This window comes from Spirosoma soli, from assembly GCF_042684525.1.
GTDB lineage: Bacteria > Bacteroidota > Bacteroidia > Cytophagales > Spirosomataceae > Spirosoma > Spirosoma soli.
Window position 1 is genome coordinate 71021 of the sequence record NZ_JBHULN010000009.1, and the last position, 20124, is coordinate 91144.

Consider the following 20124-nt stretch of genomic DNA (forward strand, 5'->3'; position numbering starts at 1 on the left):
GGGAAAGGAACTGACCAGAATAGCGATTAGCGAGAGGACATTAGTTTCGTTTGAGGCTTTTCAAGCTTCACCACGTAGGGCGGCAGGCCACTGTGAGCCATGAACAACTTACCCAGGTATTCGCCCAATACGCCCAGGAATAACAGCTGTATTCCCAGCCCGGTAAGGATTGCCCACACCACGATGGCCCAGCTAGTGATAGCGAAATCTAGTAAGAGCCAACTTATTACGCACACCAACCCACTCAGCAGACCTAGTCCGAACAGAGTCGCGCCGATCACTGTAAACAACCGGATCGGCCAGAGTGAATAGCCAATAAACACGTTCAGAAAGAGGGATACTAGCTTACGAACAGTATAGTTTGAGCGACCTTCTGAGCGGGCATTGTGTGGCACAACAACACTACCCACATTGCGAGTTACCCGAAAAATCAGTCCGTCAATGTATGGGTAGGGGCCTCGGTAGCGGATGATCTCGTTGACGACCTCTCGCCGAATAAGTTTAAAGCTCGACAAGTACAGATCACGTGGCTTACCGAGCGAGTACGTGGTCAGGGTATTGACCAAACGACTGCCCCAGTTGCGAAACCAGTGGTGCTGCTTTTGCTCGTATCGACTGTATACTACGTCGAAATCACCTGTTTCGGCGGTTTGAAGCAGTGTCAGAATCGCTTCGGGTGGGTTTTGAAAATCGTCGTCTATAATGGCCACAAATCGCCCCCGACTGTAGTTTAGGCCACACAAGACGGCATTGAACTCGCCGAAATTCCGGCGAAGCGACACAAATTGAACATTGGTATACGTATCGGCAAGTTCTTCACAAACGGCTTCGGACAGGTCGGGGCTACCGTCGTTTACCAAAACAATTTCAAACGTTTTCTCGGCCAGACACGCCTGTAGACGATCGACCAATGGACTAATGGTTCGCTCGCTGTTGTAGACGGGTATAACGACGGATAAGTGCATGGAATGGATACGGCGCGTAAAGCTAATCAGTTTCGATGGTACATGGATGACGAGCTAGTTGCCACTGGTGCAGATCGGTCGCGACGGACGAAGATACGCACCGAGTCCAGCGTTGCTTTCAACTGGTATTCGTTCCGAATCACATTCCAGATGAGTGGATAACGTTCTGGTTTCTGCTGGGCTTCTTCGGCGCGCAGGGCCGATACGTCGGCAATAACCACCGGCCGGTTGAGCCGCAGATCGTGTCGTAAAACGTTGAGATAATAAGCTTGCTGGTCGCCGGGCAGGAGGGGGTAGTATAACGGAATAAAGCGAGTGCCCATCAACAGGCCCGTATCGACGTGCAGCCGGTTGTACCACCCCCAGACAATCATTTTATCGTTGGGCTGGCTAACGGCTTTGATCGCCCTGACAACAGCTGGATGAAAGAGAGGTGGAGTAGCCGTAGTTAGGCTGGTTATGCCAGCGTTACGCTGTATGGCCAGGTATAGACCGGGCATCAGTACCGACAGACAAACCCACGCCCCAAGCCAAACGGGAAGCCGGGTGGGTAAACTATTGCCTGTTAAAACCGATAACGCATGCCCTGCCAGCCAAAAAGCCGGCACGTAAGCCAGTATCTGGTAATGTTCAAAGATATTACCCGGCTGCAAAGTGGCATACACCGTTACGATGAACCAAAGCAACGAAAAGCTAAATAAGCCTAACTGGCGGGGAGGCAGGTGGCGTTTCAGGGCCAGCCAAATTCCCCCAGCAACAACAAGCGGGAGCGTGCCAAAAAAGAACCGGGTTGAGGCAACCGAGCCGTACAGACGAGGAGCCAGAAAAGTGAGCTTACGCCACCAGTTTGTGATACCCCGGTGGTAGCTACCCGTTTGGGCATAGCCCAGATTAGACACAATGTACGATTGGTAAAAATAAGTAAGGGCGTCGAGTTGCCACAGGTAAATGATGAGCAAAAGACTAGGGAGCAGTCCACCCGCCAGCAGCCAGCCAACAGACCACCAACGCTGGGATGACCCTAGTAAAACTACGACTCCAGCCGCCAATACGAATGCTGAGGGGGTTGCCTGCAACTTGGTAAACGGAACGCATCCTAAAATGATACCTAGAGCGAATAAGCCAATCCACGACAACCGATTCATCCACAAACGGGCCGATAGGTAAAGGGCCAGGGCCAGAAGTAGAGTAGGGAAGTGCTCGCTGTTGAACGCAAGCGTATCCCGATGGTTGCTGACCCCAAAGCCAATGGCAACTGGCAGCATGGCCAGTCGGGCCGTAGTCTGACCGAATAGTAACCGAAACGTAGCCCACAACAAGGCCGTGACAGGTAACACGACCAGAAGCAAGCCCACTAATCGGATGGTGGCGTAATCAATGCCTAAACCCAGGTAGTGGATCAACAGCAACGGGTACACATTCAACGGGCCACTCGTAGTTCCATCGACCGATTCGTAAAAGCGGGGATCATCGACCAGTGTGGCGGCACTGGCAATCCATTGACTTTCATCAACGTTCAGCTCATCAAAGCCCAGCGCGGGTAGCCTTACCACAAATAAGCCAACCAGAAGTAATGCCGGAAAAGCGGACGAGATCCCCTGTCCTGCGGGCAACTTTCGGGCGGCTGAACCCGCGTATAAATATGGATAGAGCGCACCAAACACGAGCAGCAGGATAAACACTACGCCAAGCACCGACCAGATCAGCCCAGCAAAAGGACCTATGCTGAGCACGAAGGCCCGTAGCCCCTGGTACACGTCTCCCTGATAGTGAATAATGGGCCTCATAATGGATCGTCTTGGTTCAGGTTTATTGGCTTACCTGAAGTTGCCAATCTGCCCCACTCTGTATTTTATATTTCTGGGAGAAATTGCCCTGGTTAACAGCCAGCGAAAAGTTGAGTAAACTGTTGAAATAGGCAACGTCTGTTCCTAAAGGCGCTTCGCCAAAGGTGTTTACCAGCCGGACGCGTTTGTCATAAACCTTTTTCTTGTCGTGAAAAACCTGCACCCGGACCGTACCACCCGGTTTCACGGCTAGTTGCTGAAAAAGAGAACGGGGTATATTGCTCCAGATGTTACCGTACTGTGGGTCGAGCGTTGGAATATTCCCTTTTATCGTTGCGCCGATTACCTCGGCTTTCTGGTAAGGAAGCCGCATGACCTCATTGGGTAGGGTAGGGCCAACCTGCTCAAAAGTAATCGTGCGCGAAGCCAACCGGGCCGCCGTGTAAGCATACACATCCCGGCCGTGGAAGGTGTACGATTCGTCGGAATTCCTGAGTCGGTTGGTGGTCTCGTCGATCTGACGAACCGCCCCAATGCCTAAGCGGTCGGCAATGAGGGTGAGCGTACCGTTGTCGGGTGTCACGAAGTAATGACCCGACTTGGTTTGCAACACCACTGATTTTCGCTCGGTGCCTACGCCAGGGTCGCATACCGACACGAATACCGTACCTGCCGGGTAATAAGGCGCTGTCTGGTAAAGCCGGTAAGCAGCCTCCCAGATGTTATAAGCCGGAATCTCGTGCGTTAAATCGAACAGCTTTAACTCCGACGATACGCCCAGAGCCACTCCCTTCATGGCCGAGACGGCCCCGTCTTTGAGGCCAAAGTCAGACTGAAACACAACAATACCGTTTTGGCCAAAGCCTGGCTGCGTGGCGGTAAGGAGTAAGAAAATGCTGAGTTTGTACAGGTTACGCATAGGTAAAGAGTATTCGTTACAAAGATCAACTAATCGAACAGGACGAGCAACTATGGACATTACGGCGGGAAAGCGTATACTTGGCTTTATGAAATGGATTACCCGCGAACGCCCCAAGATTGACCGAATCGCCTGCCCCTGGCTGATTAAGCGCTTCATCGACTCGTCGGCCGAAATCATTTTCGTGCCCGCCGACCAGGTGCTGACCAAAGCCGCAGCTTTAGGGGCCACTCCATTCGACGTTCCTGACACCGAGTTTTCGCATTACGGCAGCGAGTGCACATTCGATTACTTTCTGAAAAAGTACAAATTAAACGATTCTGCCTTGCACACCCTAGCGCCCATCATTCGCGGGGCCGATACTGACAACCATAGTTTGGCCGAACAGGCTGCCGGTTTGTGGGCCATCTCGGCGGGACTGGCCTTCAACACGAAAGACGATTATAAACTGCTGGAAAAAGGCATGATGATTTACGACGCACTGTACAGTTGGGCCAAGCACCTGCAACACGAAAAACACCTGCAGCAACCCAATGAAAATTTATTACTCCAGGTTTTTAACAAATACATTCAGCCGCCGGGCCGAAAAAAGAAGCTGCCCAGTTGGAAATCAGAGCTCGAAACCATCATTCAGGATCACGTCGATACCAATTTAACCCTGAGCCTGAAAGCGGTCGCCGACGAGCTGCAGGTTAATCCGACGTACCTGTCGCGTGAGTTCGCCAAGTACTTCGATAACCTCTCGTTCGGGGAATACATTCGTAAGCTCCGCATTGAAAAGGCCATTCAGCTGCTCGAAACGTCGAAGAACTCGATGGCTGAGATTGCTTACCTCACCGGCTTCTCCGACCAAAGTCATTTCACCCGAATCTTCAGGAAATTTACCGGTCTGAGCCCTTCGGAGTACCGAAAAAACGCCGGGAAAGGTAAAGGACAGACAAATAGATAATTCTGTTCTATCCTACTTCGGGCAGACGTTGTAGCATTGTAGCCTTTAATATAGTAGGCTATTATGAGCAACGGTGTCACTCCTGTCTATTCTCTTCGTGAGCTTGTTATCTATTTCCTGCGACTCGGTACCCTGGGTTTTGGAGGCCCGGTTGCGTTAGTCGGGTATATGCACCGTGACCTGGTTGAGCATCGACGCTGGATTTCAGACGAGGACTACAAAGAAGGCCTGGCACTAGCGCAATTGGCACCGGGGCCGTTGGCCGCTCAACTGGCCATTTATTTGGGCTACGTACACTACGGAATCCTGGGCGCTACGTTAGTAGGAATCGCCTTTGTGCTGCCTTCTTTCTTGATGGTGGTTGCCCTGGGGTGGGCCTATGTTCATTTTGAAGGGCTGCCGGGTATGCAGGCCGTTTTCTACGGTGTGGGGGCGGCCGTTATTGGCATCATTGCCATCAGTACGCACAAACTGGCTAATAAGTCTTTGGGGCAGGATTGGCTGCTATGGGGAATTTTTGGCGTGTCGGCGGGGCTGACCGTCTGGACGGAGGATGAGAACATGTGGCTGTTTCTGGGAGCGGGTACACTGGTCTGGCTCGTGAAAGCCCCACCCCGAACGCGCTTCTTGACCACGAAGGCCGTGGCTGCCCCTGCTTTTGGGTTATTGGCGCAGGTCAGCACAACCTCATTGCCGGTCAACCTGACTTCCCTTGCTTTGTTTTTCGCCAAAGCCGGTGCTTTCGTGTTCGGGAGCGGGCTGGCCATTGTTCCTTTTCTGTACAGCGGGGTTGTAAAGGAATACGGCTGGCTCAATGAGCAACAATTTCTGGACGCGGTAGCGGTCGCCATGATTACGCCCGGGCCGGTGGTGATTACGGTTGGTTTCATCGGCTACCTGGTCGAAGGGTTTCCGGGGGCGTGCGTAGCGGCCCTGGGCACGTTTTTGCCCTGTTACCTGCTGACGGTATTACCAGCGCCGTATTTTCGACGCTACGGTAAACTGCCTGCGTTGAAGGCGTTTGTGGAGGGGGTTACTGCCGCTGCCGTTGGGGCCATTGCCGGAGCAGTTGTCATTCTTGGATTGCGTTCGTTAACTGATGGATTCGCCATTGGGCTGGCGTTGCTGTCGGGACTGTTGTTGTGGCGGTTCAAGAAACTTCCCGAGCCATACCTGATTCTCGGTGCGGCTGTGTTGGGGGTTCTCATAAAGGCGTTTCAACCATAGCTGATACCGGACCGGTAGTGAGTCCTTGAGCGTAGTTAAAGACGTTGGTGAGAGAGTAAGTCACTTCCAACCCGGCGAAACGCTGCTCGTTTGTCAGAAAAAGGGACTACCTAATCAATTACTCGACCTATTCCGCGAGCGGATCGAAGTAATAACGCAGGGCAAAGGCGTTGATTTCGTTAAAAGACGAAGCAGAGTATGAAGAACTTGCAGGAGGTTGCGGTCTGGATACTTCAGGGCAAGCCATCTCGGCGTCTTTACAAAATGCAATGTTTGCCTGCTGTTCCTCAGGCCTTACATGATAGAGCGCAAGATAATTGGAAAAGCGGCAGGTGGGCTGTAGCGCCAAAAGAAAGCCTCCTGTTTATAGATAGTGCACTGAATACAAACGTAGTACATAACTTAAGCGTAACAATATGGAAAAGAAGCTGCTTACTTTTAAGCATGAGAAACGTGTTGCCTAAAGGAATAGTCCTGGTTTTGCTGCTAACGGGGTGCCCCTTGACAAACTTTAGTCAAGGCATGCGGGTATTAGGCATACCCCTGGATACATTACTGAAGACCAGCACTCCTCGGGTTGATCGAGCTTATATAACGACCTATTATCGGCGGCTGCACCTCTACGTCGTCAGCGACCGGCAGGACTACACCTTACGGGTACTCGGTCGGCAACAATCCCTGGTTTATAAACCGAATCTGGCCTGGACACTGGGACTCGGCATAGATTATAAATGGATAGGCACAGAGATAACCGTTAAGCTTCCTTTTCTAGGTTACAACATTGCTCAGCGTGGAAAGACAAAACCTTTCGGCGCCACCGTTAATCTCAATAACCGTCGCTTTTGGTTTTCAGCTCAATATCAATTTTACCGTGGGTTCTACCTAAATAACCCTGATGTACTGCAATCGGACTGGTTTGATCATCATGCGGCTTATCCTTATCGGAACGACTTACGAACCCAGACGGTGATAAGCCATGTGTTGTATCAGTTCAACCCTCTGCGGGTGTCGGTTCCGGCGACCCTATTGCAACGCGAGGGGCAACGACGGAATGCGGGTACGTGGGTAATAGGTGGATTTGCTACTTATCAGCATGTGCAAGGCGATTCGTCCTGGGTGCCAACCGCTTTACAAAAAGATTTTTCGGCGGAATCAGGCTTCCATCGTCTTAACACATTAGCGCTGGGTGTCGAAGCTGGATATACGCAGACGTTTGTCTTTAAAAATCACTGGTTTTCAAGTTTTACACTACGGCCCGGCATGTCTGTTTTGTTTCAGCAAAGCATTGGGGAGCGGCAGATCGTGTCGACCCATTGGCGGGCAGGGTGGGAAGGGGTCGCATCAGTAACGGTGGGGTACAGTACCGATATCTTCTATGGTGGGGTGTATGGGTCTAGTACCCTCATTAACCGGGCCTTCTCCAGAGAATTGGTTAGTACGGATGTTGACTATTTTCGATTGGTAGTCGGGAAACGGATTCGGTATCAGCCCAAAGGAATTATTAAGCAAATACCGGGAATAAAGTAGGCTGGCCGCTTGACCGCCAGCCCGGCCAGCCTACTTACTGCGGATTATACTTCAACAATCATTTTGCCGGTATTCTGCCCGGAAAACAAGCCCAGCAGCGCTTCCGGTAGTTTATCGAAGCCTTTTACGGTTGTTTCGGTATAACGGAGTTTTCCTTCGCTAACCCAGGCGGCCAATTGACGAACACCTTCGCTGAAGCGCTCTTTGTAATCGCCGACAATGAAGCCTTTCATCAATACGCTCCGGGTGAGCAGCATGGGTTGAATGCGCGGACCGACTGGAACGTCGGTCGTGTTATAAAACGCGATTTGACCACAGAGCGGAATACGGGCGTGGAAGTTGATGTTGGCAATCACTGCATCTGAAACCTCACCACCCACATTGTCGAAATAAATATCAACGCCATCTGGACAAGCGTCGGCAATGGCTTTGGTTAAGTCGGGCGCCGTCTTGTAGTTCACGACAGCATCAAAGCCAAATTGCTCGGTGAGCATCGCTACTTTATCGTCCGAACCGGCAATGCCCACTACGCGGCATCCCTGAATTTTGGCGATCTGTCCCACAACGATGCCCACGGCACCGGCTGCCCCCGACACCACAACCGTTTCGCCCGGTTGGGGCTTGCCAATGTCCAGTAAGCCAAAATAAGCCGTCAAACCGGGCATGCCTAAAATGCCGAGGTAATAGCTGGCCGGGGCTAGCTTCGTATCGATCTTCTTCAGGCCATTGGCCGGAACAACAGCTTCAGTAGCCCAGGGCAAGTTGCCGGTCACCACATCGCGCGGAGCAAAACCATCGGCTTTGCTGTCGGTCACTTCGGCGACGGCCCCACCGGAAAGTGGTTCGCCCACCTGAAAAGGCGGAATGTATGATTTTGCATCGTTCATCCGCCCGCGCATGTACGGGTCGACGGAGAAATGGGTGGGTTTAACAACCACCTCTCCAGCCTTTAGCTCGGGCCGTTGTTTGTCTTCTAGTCGAAACGTTGAGGCATCGGGCATCCCGTTCGGGCGCGATGCTAAAATAATCTGTTGGCTGTTCATACCTGTACGTCGGCTTCCTGGTTCGTTACACTTAGGGTTACCTCAATGTTGCCACGGGTGGCGTTTGAATACGGACAAACAGCGTGAGCTTTGTTGACCAGATCTTCGGCAACGGCCTGCTCAACGCCCGGCACGTTAACACTGAGCGTAACGGCCAGTCCAAAGCCACCCGTTTCGAGTTTGCCGAGGCTTATGTGGGCGCCTACCTTGGTTGTACCGGTTTTGATTTTGGCCATTCGGATCACCAGATTCAACGCACTGTCAAAACAAGCAGCATAGCCAGCGGCAAACAGTTGTTCAGGATTGGTGAAAGCGCCACCGGGGCCACCTAATTCGCGGGGGGTACGGACGTCCAGGTCCAGTACATTATCCGATGACGTTACGTGGCCGTCACGTCCGCCAGTGGCGACAGCGTGGGCCGTATACAAGGATTGAAACATAGCTTTACGGGTTATTCTGTTTTTGAAAGTTGAGTTAATAAGGTTACCAACTGATGGTGTAAACTGACCGCCTGGGCATCGTCCAGGTTCAGGTTGTTCTGCAGTTCAGCGGGAATATGAATGGCTTGATTCCGCATGGCCCGACCGCTATCTGTCAGCTGAATGGTGACCTGCCGTTCATCGGCCGGATTACGTGTTCGGGTAATAAGGCCCTTTTGGGTCATTCGTTTCAACAAAGGCGTTAGTGTACCGGTGTCCAGCAGGAGCCGATCGCCGATTGCTCCAACCGTTACGTTATCCGTTTCCCATAGTAAGAGCATGACCAGATATTGCGGGTACGTCAGGTCTAATTTCTCCAGCAAAGGCCGGTACAAAGCCGTTACCTGACGCGAAAGCGCGTATAGTGGAAAACAAATCTGATTGCTAAGGGCTAGTCGGTCCATGTTGTACAATTATATTGTGCACAATATATTAACTAAGATATTGCTAAGAAAGTTTAGCCGATCCCAATATTTATGAGGTTAGGCGCAACAACTAGCCCGATGGTTTGTCGGACGAACGTTAGCGCGCCGGCCCGGTCAATCTACAAAAACGTTTGAGGTGGCTAAATACCCGGTTTGTTCTCCACTTCCCGCAATTGATTCAGATCGAACTGGTGGACGGCTGATTGGGCGTTTAAGTTTGCTACGGCTTTAGAGATTAATGCCTTGGCCGCAACATCGAATCAACCTTTTTTTAATCAATAGCAATCATGAATCGAACAGTTACTATTCATTTGGCAGCCGTGCTGCTAACGTTTATCGCCACCACAGCGACCAGCTTAGCGCAATCGGCCGTGCGCCGACCAGCCCCAGCCAAAAAGACAACGAGCGCCAGCCGCCCTCAAACGACCGTAAAACCACGGGCTACGTCACCAACGCGTACAGCTGCGGCTACTCCAGCCAAGGCTCCGCAGACGCAGTCCGCCCCGGCCCAAGCGGTTGCCGCTAACCAGCCTCAGTCGCAACCAACGGCTACTCCTGCGGCCAGTACGCCCGCTCGTCGGACGTCGGCCTACAGCGCGCCAAGTCGGCGGTCATCGGTGAGTCACCGCGATAAATACCTGAATCTGGGCGTTGGTTTACTGACGTACTACGGGGGCGGTTTACCACTCGGCGCATCGTTTGAAGTAGACGTAAAGAACAACTTTTCGGTAGGGGGTTCCGTCGATTACTTCCGCTACAACTACGGTTATTACTCGGGCGGTTATAATTTCATTTACGCGGGTGCCCGGGCTTCCTACCATTTAGGCGAAGCACTCAACGTAGGTGACCAGAAGTTTGATCCATACGTAGGCGCTACGTTAGGGTTCCGCCACGCGAGTTATCGGGATTCATACGGTTATTCGTACTACGATTACGGCAACGGCTACAACAGTGGTTTATTTATTGGCATTCACCTGGGCGCCCGGTATATGTTCAGCGAACACATTGGCGGCTTCACCGAAGTCGGGTATGGCGTATCGGCCCTGAAGTTGGGTCTGACGGCAAAATTCTGAAGATAAATCAGGTCATTTGTGGTCAGGGAGTGAACAAGGGTTGTTAAGAAATGGCCAAGTGTTATCAGGAAATGGTCAGGTATTGTCAAGCGCCTGAGCACTTCCTGATAACACTTGGCCACTTCAACTCATCGGGTCAACAAACCCGCATCGAGCACAAATTGTGAACCCGTTACGTACCGCGCTTTGTCCGATACCAGATACAGCACCATGCCCGATACATCTTCCGGTTCAACCCAGGGCACAGGCAGTAGATTACCCGCCGACCGTTCGGCTATTTCCTGCGTAGTGGTACCTTCTAATTCCGCTAATCCATCGTTCATGGGTGTGTTGACACCCGTTGGATGAATGGAATTCACCCGTATGTTGTAGGGTGCCAGTTCGATCGCCCATGATTTGGTTAGGCCAACCAGTCCCCACTTTGAGGCCGCATAATGGCTCAGGCGGTTCATGCCCCGTAACCCGGCAATCGATGAGTTGTTGATAATAACCCCCGCTTTTTGGTCCATCATCAGGGGAATCACGCGCCGGGCTACCAGCCAGGCCCCTTTGAGGTTGATGTCGAGCATGGCATCCCATTCTTCTTCCGGGAGTTCGTGGACCAGCCCATAAGCGCAGATGCCCGCGTTATTGAACAAGATGTCAATGCGCGAGAACAGCTGCTGAGCGGCTGCAACGGCCCGGCGAATATCGTCATCACTACGAACATCGCCCGTTGCGGGTAAACACTGAACCCCGAGCGCTTCGCACTCCGCCTTCAATGTATCCAGCTCTCCCGTCGACCCCATGGCGTAACCCGGATAGGTTAAGGTTTTCGCCAGGTCGAAGGCGACAATGTGCACCCCTTCAGCCGCTAAGGCTAATGCAACCGCGCGACCCTGCCCGTGAGCGGCTCCCGTAATGAACGCTACTTTTCCTTGCAAATCAGACATAATTAACGCGTAGCCGGTTGTGGGGTGATAGGTAAATACGGATAGAGATACTCGTCAATATCGACGTGTAATACGTTGTTGAACACATTGGTAGCGATCATTTGGCCGGCGAAGGCCACGAGCACAACAAGCTGTTCGTCGGTATAATGGACACTAACCCGGTCGTAGAGTTCGTCGGCTACTTCGCCTTTGTGCTGAGCCATCTCACTGCCAAAATCAAGCAGGAGTTGTTCATGGGCCGTCAGTTGAAGCGCTTCGGGTTGCTCGCCATTATCAATGATGATACGCCGGAAGAAGGTAGTACACAAAGGGCAATTTGATCCCTCCGAAATAGAGTGAGCGTACAGATACGCCAGGCGGTTACCCAGGATTGCTTTCACCTGTTCGTACAATGGATACCATTGCATGTACACCTGAAACGAAAGCAGCGAGCGGCCGAGTGTGGCCTTCATGTTGGTGATGCGACTACCGGGGTAGTCGGCAACGTGTTGGTCGAAGGCCGCCTGAACTTCGGGCGTTGCTTCGTCCGGCTGCAAAGGATGGATACGGGGCATAACGGATGAGTTTAGGGGCTAAATATAAAGCGAGAGAAGAAGACTATCCGCTTGCCCCATGTGCTATTGTGCGAATTTGCAAAGGGTTGTGCGAAATCGCACAGATTTTAAAAGATTACTTTAGCGTAATAGGCTGATGATTAAAATGTTACGTATTGGTACGTTAATTGGCTTTCTAGAGGCAAAGCGTACAAGTATATGGACAGAGAACTTGCCCCCGAAGTAGCGACCCGTTCCCGCAATAAAAACTGGCTTGTAGGCGGAATGGTCATCGTTGCTATAGCCGTCACTTTAACCTGGTTTCGGGATGCGCTCAAAACATCCGTGGAAGCCGATAAGATTCGAACCGCAACGGCCGAACTAGGCCCTGTTGAAAACTCACTTAACGCGACGGGCGAGGTGATTCCGGCATACGAACAAATCTATACGAGCCCGATCCGGGCCAGTATCCGGCGGGTATTGTTAACGCCCGGTACCGCCGTAAAACCTGGTCAGGCCATTATGGATCTCGACAAATCGCTGACCGAAATTGAGCAGGAGAAGCTAAACGACCAGCTGGCCCTGAAACGAAACGGCATCGACCAGCTACGCATGAAACTGAACAAAAGTCTGTACGATGCGGAAGTCAATGATCAGATCAAGCTGCTCAATATCAACCGGCTGCGGGCTGAGCTGGACGATGCCCGACGCTTGCAGAAAGTAGGCGGAAGCACAGCCGAAGACGTGACCCGAGCCGAAAATGCACTACGCATTGCTGAACTGGAAAAAAAACAGCTGGAGAACGATCTGACGTACAACCGGCAATCGATGAGCGCTAGTTTACGCGAAACGACGCTGCAGGCGCAGATCGAAGAAAAGAACCTGAAAGAGTTAACCCACAAGATTCGGCAGGCCGACATCATTGCCGACCGGCCGGGGGTACTGACGTGGGTGAATGAAAACATCGGGTCGGCCGTCAACGAAGGAGAAATGCTGGCCAAGCTCGCTGATCTGGCGAGTTTCCGGGTGGAAGGTTCGTGTTCCGACGTCTATGCTGAACAAGTAAAACCGGGTTTGCCGGTCATTGTGAAGGTGAACGAAACCAATCTGCGCGGCCAGATTACGCAGGTGAAACCGGCGGTTAAAAATGGCGTCGTGCAGTTCGTGGTTCAGCTGGACAATAACAGCCATGCCTCGCTTCGGCCCAACATGAAAGTCGACGTCTACGTGGTTACTGACCGGGTGGCCAGGGCCGTTCGGGTGGCCAATGGACCGACGTTTAAGGGTAAACGTAAGCAGTATGTATATGTGCTGTCTAAAGACGGGAACGTAGCGCGTCGGCAGGACGTACAGATTGGTTTGTCGAATTTCGATTTTGTGGAGATCAAACATGGTTTGCAGGCAGGGGAGCGGGTCATTCTGACCGACCTGAGCGAGTACGATCATCTGGAAGAAATCACCATTGAGCCAAAACGGTAAGCCCAGATTTGTATGAACCAACTTTATCTCTTCTTGCTGGGCGTCTGGTTGACGGGACCCGTGCTGGCCCAGACAATTACCCTGCCCGAAGTGCTGCAACTCGCGCAGGCGCAATCCGTGGCTTCCAAGCGAGCCAGTACCCAACTACGTACCAATCGCTGGCAGTTCCGCTCGTTTCTGGCTCAGTTTAAGCCACAGCTGAGTTTAGACGGTACGTTGCCTAACTTCACCCGCTCGTACATACAGGTGGTTCAGCCCGACGGAAATATTCAGTTCGAGCCCGTATCGAACAATAACTCACTGCTCAACTTATCGCTGAGCCAAAACATAGCCTTAACTGGCGGCAGCATTTTTGTGCAAAAACAACTGCAACGATTTGATAATTTTATCCAGAATAATACCCTCTACAACGGTATTCCCTTCGGTATCGGCATCGAACAACCGTTGTTTCAGTTCAATAAAATGCGGTGGGACCGGCGTATTGAACCGCTGCTCTTTGCTGAGGGTAATCAGCAATTCATTGAAAACCTCGAACAGGTGTCATTGACGGCCACCAATCTGTACTTCGATCTGTTAGTCGCCCAGGTCAACCTGCAAATTGCCGAAACCAACCGCACCAACAATGATACCCTGTACCGCATTGCCCTGCATAAACTGAAGCTGGGTAAGGTGTCGCAGAACGACCTGCTGCAACTGCAACTGGGGGTATTGAATGCCGAAAAAGATCTGGCATCAGCCCGGCAGACAGCGGCCGTGGCTACGTTAAAACTAAAATCGTTTATTGGTTTCCGCGATGAGGTGAATGGCCAGCCGAGTCCGCTGAACCTGGCGGTTCCGAATCAGATTCCGGGTTTAGTTGTAGACGTAAAGCGAGCGCTCGATGAAGCCTTTGCGAATCGGTCGGCGGCCATTGGATTCCGTCGACGGGTGATGCAGTCTACCCGGGATCTGGAAAAGGCACGCAAGAACAACGGCTTCAACGCGTCGCTGACGGCTGGCTATGGCCTGTCGAACCAGGGGCCAAGTCTTGGCGATGTGTACGTCCGCCCGCAGAACCGCGAATATGTTACCCTTCAATTTACGTTACCGATTACGACCTGGGGCCGCGCGCGGGCTTTGGTAGAAACGGCCAAGGCCGATCTTGAACTGGCCCAGCAAACTGTAGAGCAGGACAAGCTGACGTTTGAACAGGAGATTTACACGCAGGTGACCTTGTTGCAGATGCTTCGCGAACAGGCTACGTTGACCGCGAAAGCCGACGAAATCGCCCAGAACCGTTACCAGATCGCCCAGGATCGTTTCAAGTTAAGCGACCTGAGCGTGACCGATTTGAGCATTGCTACCCAGGAAAAGGACCGGGCCCGGCGGGATGCCATCCTGGCCCTGCGCGATTACTGGCAGGCGTTTTATACGCTCCGGCTACTGACGTTGTATGATTTTGAAACGAACCAAAAAATTAAATAGTGAAGGGGTTAGAGCTGGGGGCGCAGGGCTTGGGGTTAAGAGCTTACCTATAGTATAGTAAGTTTATCCCAGCCCCAGGCAGGCCCCCAGCCCCAAGCTCTTCTCCCAACCAAAAAAGCCATGATTACCCTGAAAAACATCGAAAAAGTGTACCGGACGAGCAGTATCGAAACGCTGGCCTTGAACAACATTAATCTGGATATTAAAAAAGGCGAATTTGTGTCCATCATGGGGCCTTCGGGCTGCGGCAAGAGTACCTTGCTCAACGTAATGGGGCTGCTCGACGAACCCTCAAAAGGCAGTGTGCAACTCGATGGCCAACCTGTGAAGCAATACAAAGACAAGGAACTGGCCCGGCTTCGTAATCAGCAGATTGGCTTCATCTTTCAGAGCTTCCACCTGATCAACGATCTGTCTGTGCTGGACAACGTAGAGATTCCGCTGCTGTACCGTGCGACCAATGGCAGGCCACGTCGCGATAACGCCCAGGAAGCGCTTGAGAAAGTTGGACTGAGCAATCGCATGAAGCATTTTCCAAGCCAGTTGTCGGGGGGGCAAAAGCAGCGCGTGGCCATTGCCCGGGCCATTGTCGGTAACCCAAACATCATTCTGGCCGACGAACCAACGGGGAACCTCGACAGCGCCATGGGCAACGAGATCATGAATATTCTCCAGGACCTGAACAACGACGGCGCTACCATCGTGATGGTGACCCACGACGAACAGATGGCTAAACGTACACACCGGCTCATCCGGCTTTTCGACGGAACACAAGTTTTATAAAGAGTGAAAGAATGAATGAGTGAAAGAGCGAAAAGGCTGGATCACTCATTCACTCTTTCACCCATTCGCTCTTTAATCATGCTACTGAACTATATCAAAATTGCCTGGAAGGTCTTGCTGCGGCACCCATTCTATACCTTCATTACCCTGTTTGGCATCAGCCTGACGCTGACCGTGCTTATGGTACTCACCTCGTTTCTGGATCACCTCTTTGGGACGCACTACCCCGAAACAAATCGGGACCGGTCGCTGTACATCCAGCAAATGATGCAAACGGATTCCAGCCGGAGCTCCCGGAACATGGGACCGATGAGTTTTCGTTTTTTGACGGACTATGCCAGGTCGCTCAAAACGCCTGAGCGCGTAACCATTTGCACGATATTTAACACCTCAAACGCGTATGTCGGCTCTCAAAAGATAAAGCTCAATACGAAGTTTACCGACGCTGATTTCTGGCAGGTTATGGAGTTTAACTTCCTGGAGGGAAAGCCTTATAACGAACAGAATATTACGAACGGCGACAACGTAGCGGTGATTACGGATGATTTCAAACGGCAGTACTTCGAAGAAACCGATGCGTCAGTGGTTGGTAAAGATGTCGAGATTGAGAACATTCACTATAAAGTAATTGGCGTAGTGAAAGGTAGCCCCGTTACCCGAATCTTTACCTACGCCGACGTGTATTTCCCCTACACAGCTCCTAAAAGTAACTATCAGAAAAGCGGCTTGCGGGGTGGTTATGTGGCTGTAGTCCTAGCCAAAGAGAAAAAAGACATACCGACGATCCAGGAGGAATTTCAGGACCGCGTTGGCCGAATTCCGTTACCAACTGTTCAGGATGGGTTCAAGTTTTCCGTGCTGGAAGTGAAATGTGAACCCTACGTGCAAAACTTTTTAAGCCAGCTTCTCGATGGGGGACCCGGTCTTAGAGCGATTTTCTTTGGGGTTATCACCTTTGTTTTGTTCATGCTATTGGGCCTGCCCGCTATTAACCTGGTCAACGTGAACGTTAGTCGCATCATGGAGCGAGCTTCCGAAATTGGCGTCCGTAAAGCGTTTGGTGCGCCTATACGGACACTCTTATGGCAGTTTATTGTCGAAAACATTTTTATCACGTTCATTGGTGGGGCCATCGCGCTGGTATTGACGTTTGTCATCATTAAGTTCATCAACAGCAGTGGCTGGATCGCCTACGCCGATCTGACCATCAACGTCAACGTGTTCCTGGTCAGCTTATTGGTTTGCCTGGTTTTTGGACTCCTGTCGGGTGTCGCACCGGCGCTCCGAATGTCGAAACTTAACATTGCTGAAGCGTTAAAATCTTAAAGAGTGAAAGAGCGGCTAAAGCTTTCACTCCGCATCGGCGGTTCTGTTTCGCTGATTCACACAATCACTCATTCACTCATTAATCATTATGATACGTCATCTGATTCGATTAATCTGGAACAAGAAAAAAGCGCATACACTACTCATTGTTGAGATATGGGCTTCGTTTATGGTGCTGTTTGGACTGGCCACGCTGATTGTTGTCAATGTCAGGAATTACAGCCAGCCCCTGGGTTTTGAGTACCAAAATGTATGGGCTATTGACCTGAACAACAATCAGGACACTACGGACGTCGACGACAAAGCCAGGGCTATCTTTCAACGGCTGAAAGGCTATGCCGAGGTAGAATCGGTTTCGCGGATGAGCAATAACTTTCCGTTTTCGGCCAATACCATGAACAACGGAATCGAGTATAACAAAGCCAAAACAGTGGCCCATACGTTTTCAACGGACGAAAATTTCGCCAAAACACTGGCCATGCCGGTTGTCGAAGGAAGGTGGTACCGGGAGGCTGATAGTGTTGGTAAGTACAACCCGGTTGTCATCAATCAGAAAGCCAAAGAAGAATTATTTGCCAATGAAAATCCACTGGGGAAAATCATCAGCGACCGTCTTAAGGTGATAGGCGTTGTTGATAATTTTAAGTCGAAAGGGGAGTTTATGGCCGACCAGCCAGCCTATTTTGAGTTGGTGGACGAGAACAGCAGTTGGGATAAGACCATGCTGATTCGGGTTAAACCCGGCACTGATGCCGTCTTTGAAGCCAAGTTGGTGAAAGACGTAACGGCTATGGTAAACGGGTGGAGCGTAGAGGTCAATTACCTGGCCGACTCCCGTAAAACGCAGCATAACCTGACGCTGGTGCCGGTCATCATCTTCCTGATCGTGTGCAGTTTTCTGCTTATCAATGTAGCGCTCGGTCTATTTGGCGTTCTCAATTTAAGCATTGCCAAACGGCGTGGGGAAATTGGGTTGCGTCGGGCCTTGGGAGCCACTGAAGTGGGGATTTCAAGCCAGTTCGTTGGCGAAATATGGGTACTCGCTACCTTTGCTATATTGATCGGCCTGGTGCTGGCCGGACAGTTTCCGATGCTCAACGTGTTCGATCTTGAAGCGGGCGTTTACCTGATGGCCATGCTGATTTCAGCTGTTATTATCTATGGTATCGTAACGCTTTGCGCGCTGTATCCAAGTCGTCAGGCGGCCACGATCCAACCCGCTACGGCGCTGCATGAGGAGTAAGTGCGTAGGGCTGGGGCATGGAGCAAAAGGTTAAGGGCATGGGGTAAAATCGTATTTTAGCGGCCTAACCGTAACGTATACCAGTCATGATAAGAAATTTCCGTTTTGAAAGTTTAGAAATATGGCAAATAAGTATTCAGGTTGGTGATGAGTTATTTGATATCGCGGACAGTTTGGAAAACAAGAAGCTTTTTCGTTTTGCCGAGCAACTACATGGTGCTGGTTTAAGCATCACTAATAACATCGCTGAAGGGGCCGGATCAATATCGAAAAAAGAGTTCTATCAATTCTTGAATTACGCTCGTCGATCTTGTTACGAATGCGCGAACATTATAATTGTTGTGCAACGCAGGGGGTATATCGTTGAGGAGACAAAGCAAGCGTTGTTTAGTCGATTAGATGAGCTAAGCCGAAAAATTACCGACTTTCAAAAAGCTCTACTCCCGTCAGTGTAATCAACTCTCACTTTTGAGCCCTAACCCTCTGCCCCGAGCCTTTGCATTTATGCTCCTCATTATTGACGATGATATAGCCATTCAAACGTCCCTGGCGCTACTCTTTCGAAAGGAAGGCTATGACGTTCGCCTGGCCGATGGACCGTTTGAAGCCCGCGCCGTGCTGGACGAAGAAACCCCCGCACTAGTGCTGCTGGACATGAACTTCTCGGTCGATACGTCGGGTAACGATGGACTGCGCTTGTTGAAAGAGATTCGGGAACGGGTTCCCAACGTTCCGGTTATTCTGATTACCGGTTGGGGAAGTATCGAACTGGCCGTGGAGGGCATGAGAGCCGGAGCGAAAGATTTTATTACCAAACCCTGGCAAAACGAGTACCTGCTTCAGGCGGTTCATACGGCTCTGAATCTGTCGCAAACCAAGACGGCGTCGCCCAGCCGCCAGAAACTCGACCAGCAGTTTCAGTTCGACAACATTGTCGGCGAAGACGCTAAACTGCTGGAAATCCTGGCCACGATTGGGCGCGTTGCCCCCACGGATGCCCCGGTGCTGATTACGGGCGAAAGTGGGACGGGTAAAGAACTCATCGCCGAAGCCATTCACCAGAATAGCCGCCGAAAACGCCAGCCCTTCGTGAAGGTTAATTTGGGCGGAATATCGGCCACGTTGTTCGAGAGTGAACTCTTTGGCCATGTGCGCGGGGCATTCACCGATGCCAAAACCGATCGCGTGGGGCGGTTTGAACTGGCCCACAAAGGATCGATCTTTCTCGACGAGATTGGCGATCTCGACCCGGCCAGTCAGGTAAAACTGCTACGGGTGTTGCAGGATCGGACGTTTGAGCCGCTGGGCAGTAGCAAACCCCGAACGGTGGATGTGCGCGTGATTTGCGCCACGAATCGTAACCTCGAAGAGATGGTCGCCAAGGGGCAGTTTCGCGAGGATTTGTTCTATCGAATCAACCTCGTTACGGTTAAGCTGCCCGCCCTGCGCGAACGCCCCGGTGATATTCCGCTGCTGGTTCAGTATTTCGTCAACAACTTGAAAACGATCTACGGGCGGCCCGATTTGCGCGTGAGTCCGGCCGCCATGAAATGGCTCAAACAGTTGTCGTTGCCCGGCAACATTCGCCAATTGAAAAACGTGGTGGAGCGTACGGTCTTACTCTCGGTGAGCGACGAGCTACAGGCCGAGGACTTTCAGGGACAGATTGCGCAGCCTGTCACGCAGGACCGACTTGTTTCATTGCCAGCGGTCGGAACGATGACGCTGGACGAAATGGAATACCAGATGATTGTGCGGACCATGGCGTTTCATCAGAACCGGGTGGCAAAGGTAGCGCGGGCGCTGGGCATTACCCGTTTTGCACTCTACCGCCGACTAGAGAAATTTAGTATTCCGTATAGTGTTGAAGAGTGAAATAACAAACACAGAGGAAAGGAGGTAAACACAGAGCTAACGGAGAAAAACTTTGTGCGCTCTGTGTTTACTCCTTTTCTCCGTGTGTAAAAAAT

General features: G+C 51.5%; 19 protein-coding genes. 11 read left to right on the plus strand and 8 right to left on the minus strand.

Annotated elements, in window-relative coordinates; translation table 11 throughout:
- Positions 1 to 26 precede the first annotated feature (26 nt).
- The 3 genes from ACFSUS_RS15625 to ACFSUS_RS15635 are packed head-to-tail and all read right to left on the minus strand — an operon-like array spanning position 27 to position 3671.
- Positions 27 to 965 carry a glycosyltransferase family 2 protein gene (locus ACFSUS_RS15625; protein ID WP_381524135.1) on the minus strand — a complete coding sequence of 313 codons (939 nt, stop codon included), beginning with the start codon at positions 963 to 965 and terminating at the stop codon, positions 27 to 29.
- A 26-nt stretch (positions 966 to 991) separates the two neighbouring features.
- A complete protein-coding gene (locus ACFSUS_RS15630) occupies positions 992 to 2752 on the minus strand; it encodes a hypothetical protein (protein ID WP_381524137.1) in 1761 nt (586 codons plus the stop codon).
- A 22-nt stretch (positions 2753 to 2774) separates the two neighbouring features.
- Complete coding sequence (locus ACFSUS_RS15635) at positions 2775 to 3671, minus strand: SAM hydrolase/SAM-dependent halogenase family protein (protein ID WP_381524139.1); 897 nt, start codon at positions 3669 to 3671, stop codon at positions 2775 to 2777.
- Positions 3672 to 3723: 52 nt separating this feature from the next.
- On the opposite strand from ACFSUS_RS15635, the gene ACFSUS_RS15640 reads away from it, so the two are divergent.
- The 3 genes from ACFSUS_RS15640 (at position 3724) to ACFSUS_RS15650 (ending at position 7374) form a co-directional block, all read left to right on the plus strand.
- Complete coding sequence (locus ACFSUS_RS15640) at positions 3724 to 4620, plus strand: chromate resistance protein ChrB domain-containing protein (protein ID WP_381524140.1); 897 nt, start codon at positions 3724 to 3726, stop codon at positions 4618 to 4620.
- A 63-nt stretch (positions 4621 to 4683) separates the two neighbouring features.
- The gene (locus tag ACFSUS_RS15645; protein ID WP_381524142.1) at positions 4684 to 5847 is read left to right on the plus strand and encodes a chromate transporter; all 1164 of its coding nucleotides are present in this window, start codon (positions 4684 to 4686) and stop codon (positions 5845 to 5847) included.
- Between the two features lie 444 nt (positions 5848 to 6291).
- A complete protein-coding gene (locus tag ACFSUS_RS15650) occupies positions 6292 to 7374 on the plus strand; it encodes a DUF4421 family protein (protein ID WP_381524144.1) in 1083 nt (360 codons plus the stop codon).
- A gap of 44 nt (positions 7375 to 7418) precedes the next feature.
- Here ACFSUS_RS15650 and ACFSUS_RS15655 read toward each other — a convergent pair whose 3' ends face one another.
- From ACFSUS_RS15655 to ACFSUS_RS15665, 3 genes are read right to left on the minus strand one after another with little or no spacing between them, the layout of a single operon-like run.
- Positions 7419 to 8417 (minus strand): NADP-dependent oxidoreductase, encoded by a 999-nt coding sequence (locus ACFSUS_RS15655; RefSeq protein WP_381524146.1) that lies wholly within the window; start codon positions 8415 to 8417, stop codon positions 7419 to 7421.
- Positions 8414 to 8857 (minus strand): organic hydroperoxide resistance protein, encoded by a 444-nt coding sequence (locus tag ACFSUS_RS15660; protein WP_381524149.1) that lies wholly within the window; start codon positions 8855 to 8857, stop codon positions 8414 to 8416. The genes ACFSUS_RS15655 and ACFSUS_RS15660 overlap by 4 nt, the downstream gene beginning before the upstream one ends.
- Before the next feature lie 11 nt (positions 8858 to 8868).
- Entirely contained in the window at positions 8869 to 9300 is a 432-nt protein-coding gene (locus ACFSUS_RS15665; protein WP_381524151.1) for a MarR family winged helix-turn-helix transcriptional regulator, read from the minus strand.
- Positions 9301 to 9608: 308 nt separating this feature from the next.
- Here ACFSUS_RS15665 and ACFSUS_RS15670 point away from each other — a divergent pair, with 308 nt between their 5' ends.
- Positions 9609 to 10394: a hypothetical protein gene (locus ACFSUS_RS15670; protein WP_381524153.1), complete on the plus strand. Its 786-nt coding sequence runs from the start codon at positions 9609 to 9611 to the stop codon at positions 10392 to 10394.
- 128 nt (positions 10395 to 10522) lie between these two features.
- On the opposite strand, the gene ACFSUS_RS15675 is transcribed toward ACFSUS_RS15670, so the two are convergent.
- Together ACFSUS_RS15675 and ACFSUS_RS15680 are read right to left on the minus strand one after the other, a co-directional pair.
- A complete protein-coding gene (locus ACFSUS_RS15675; RefSeq protein ID WP_381524154.1) occupies positions 10523 to 11326 on the minus strand; it encodes a mycofactocin-coupled SDR family oxidoreductase in 804 nt (267 codons plus the stop codon).
- Positions 11327 to 11328: 2 nt separating this feature from the next.
- Positions 11329 to 11880, minus strand: a complete 552-nt coding sequence (locus ACFSUS_RS15680) for a carboxymuconolactone decarboxylase family protein (RefSeq protein ID WP_381524156.1) — start codon at positions 11878 to 11880, stop codon at positions 11329 to 11331.
- A gap of 198 nt (positions 11881 to 12078) precedes the next feature.
- Here ACFSUS_RS15680 and ACFSUS_RS15685 point away from each other — a divergent pair, with 198 nt between their 5' ends.
- The 7 genes from ACFSUS_RS15685 (at position 12079) to ACFSUS_RS15715 (ending at position 20029) form a co-directional block, all read left to right on the plus strand.
- The gene (locus ACFSUS_RS15685; protein WP_381524158.1) at positions 12079 to 13338 is read left to right on the plus strand and encodes an efflux RND transporter periplasmic adaptor subunit; all 1260 of its coding nucleotides are present in this window, start codon (positions 12079 to 12081) and stop codon (positions 13336 to 13338) included.
- 12 nt (positions 13339 to 13350) lie between these two features.
- Positions 13351 to 14802 (plus strand): TolC family protein, encoded by a 1452-nt coding sequence (locus ACFSUS_RS15690; protein WP_381524160.1) that lies wholly within the window; start codon positions 13351 to 13353, stop codon positions 14800 to 14802.
- A 120-nt stretch (positions 14803 to 14922) separates the two neighbouring features.
- Positions 14923 to 15585, plus strand: coding sequence for an ABC transporter ATP-binding protein (locus ACFSUS_RS15695; protein ID WP_381524162.1), 663 nt, complete (start codon positions 14923 to 14925; stop codon positions 15583 to 15585).
- Between the two features lie 78 nt (positions 15586 to 15663).
- A complete protein-coding gene (locus tag ACFSUS_RS15700; protein WP_381524164.1) occupies positions 15664 to 16911 on the plus strand; it encodes an ABC transporter permease in 1248 nt (415 codons plus the stop codon).
- Between the two features lie 88 nt (positions 16912 to 16999).
- Positions 17000 to 18154: an ABC transporter permease gene (locus ACFSUS_RS15705; RefSeq protein ID WP_381524166.1), complete on the plus strand. Its 1155-nt coding sequence runs from the start codon at positions 17000 to 17002 to the stop codon at positions 18152 to 18154.
- 86 nt (positions 18155 to 18240) lie between these two features.
- Entirely contained in the window at positions 18241 to 18609 is a 369-nt protein-coding gene (locus tag ACFSUS_RS15710) for a four helix bundle protein (protein ID WP_381524168.1), read from the plus strand.
- A gap of 49 nt (positions 18610 to 18658) precedes the next feature.
- Complete coding sequence (locus ACFSUS_RS15715; RefSeq protein WP_381524170.1) at positions 18659 to 20029, plus strand: sigma-54-dependent transcriptional regulator; 1371 nt, start codon at positions 18659 to 18661, stop codon at positions 20027 to 20029.
- Positions 20030 to 20124: the final 95 nt, after the last annotated feature.